Annotated in this window: 1 protein-coding gene; it reads right to left on the bottom strand. The window is 30.1% G+C overall.

Going from position 1 to position 1,527, the window contains the following annotated elements; translation table 11 throughout:
* Positions 1 to 14 precede the first annotated feature (14 nt).
* Positions 15 to 1,394 carry an IS4 family transposase gene (locus Tmeso_RS15740; RefSeq protein ID WP_099192871.1) on the bottom strand — a complete coding sequence of 460 codons (1,380 nt, stop codon included), beginning with the start codon at positions 1,392 to 1,394 and terminating at the stop codon, positions 15 to 17.
* Positions 1,395 to 1,527: the final 133 nt, after the last annotated feature.

Here is a 1,527-nt window from a genome sequence, read left to right as displayed (position 1 = left end):
ACTCAACTTTCGCACTACAAAAAAGCTAGTTTATCCTTGATAAAACTAGGTAGTGTAGATATAAAATAGTCTAAAAAGTCGTTAATTTGAGTTTTTGTAAGCGTTAGCTTTTCAGATAGTGCACATTTGAGCAAGTCTAAAATAACTTGAATTGCTTCAAGAAATTTAATATCTTCTAGTTCATCACAGCAATGATAAAATAGACCACCAACTGTTCGGAGATCTGTATTGTTTCTGCTTTCCATTGCTAGCATAATATATCTAGTAAATACAATGGTTGTATGTGCTATCATCGCATCATAAGAGCGACATTGAAATTCTTTTGCCAATTTTAAAAAAGATTTATTCATTTTGAAAAAAACTTCGATATCCCAGCGTTTACCGTAGATTCTTATTATTTCTTCATCTGTTAATGTTATATCTGTAGAAATTAATGCTATCCAATTTCTCGATTTATTTCTATCTTTCACAAACACTATTTTTGCCATTATAGGCGCAGCCTGTTCGTCTTCACCAATCTGTACGATTACAGAAGCTTTTATTTTAGCTTTGCCTCGTTTTTTCTTTATGGTAGAGTATAAAGATTTTAGATTGTACTTTTTACCTTCATAAGTATAGAAAACTTTCGGCATTGCTTTAACCATAGCTATTGTATGAAGGTTTAGTTTAAGTATTTTGATTAATGTTTTGGGGTAAGTAAACCAGCTATCAAATAAAACATAACTTACTGGTAATCCGCAAGCTACCGATTGTTTTAATAGATCAATCATAGCATCAGGTGATTTTTTTATGGCTTCTTCTCTGATTTTATATCCATTAGATCTTTTATCTACTGAATCATTAATTGAACAGATACGATTTTTCTCTTTCTCTGAACTAAGCAAAGTAAAGGCCAATGGTAAAAATGTATTTCCATCAGACCAGCCTAAAGTAAGCATCCTAAATCCCTTTTTATATTTTCTATCAACATGATCAAATACGTTTGCTAATAATTCAACAGATTTGCTTCTTGCCCTACTGTAAAATGAATCATCAATGATAAGTACATTGACTCTATCCTCTGATGTCAAAGGTATAACTTCATTTTTTATTATTGAGGATGATAATAATAACAAAAATTTTCTCCAGTTATAGCGAGTGGATTTTAAAAATCTGTAAACGGTATCTTTACTAAAATTTATATTTGTATTGCTAGAATCAAGTGTTCTAAATAGATTCTTACCTGTGAATATCAACATGAAAATGAACTTGAAAATCAAAGTACATGAAAATCCTTTTTCTTTACGGAAATTAGATTGTCTTAAAAGAGAATTAACCTTATAATTCTTAAAAAATCTATTTATAGTGGAATTGAGCTTTTTTTCGCTATCATTATTTGGTATAATTGTATTCATGGAGAACATTCCTTTCTTGGTCGTTGTTTGTCGTGATTCAATTATACCAAATGAAGGAATGTTTTTCTATTTTTTATGATGGAAACACTGAAAATCCAGGCCAACGCCTTAAAATACAAGTGCGAAAGTTGAG

Source organism: Tepidibacter mesophilus (assembly GCF_002724055.1).
GTDB classification, from domain to species: Bacteria; Bacillota; Clostridia; order Peptostreptococcales; family Peptostreptococcaceae; genus Tepidibacter_A; species Tepidibacter_A mesophilus.
The sequence above is the reverse complement of the archived record's forward strand: the minus strand, read 5'-3'. Positions and strand labels throughout refer to the sequence as shown.

Coding starts and splice junctions, on each gene's coding strand:
- Tmeso_RS15740 (WP_099192871.1), bottom strand. CDS start 1,394: ATGAATACAATTATACCAAATAATGATAGCGAAAAAAAGCTCAATTCC.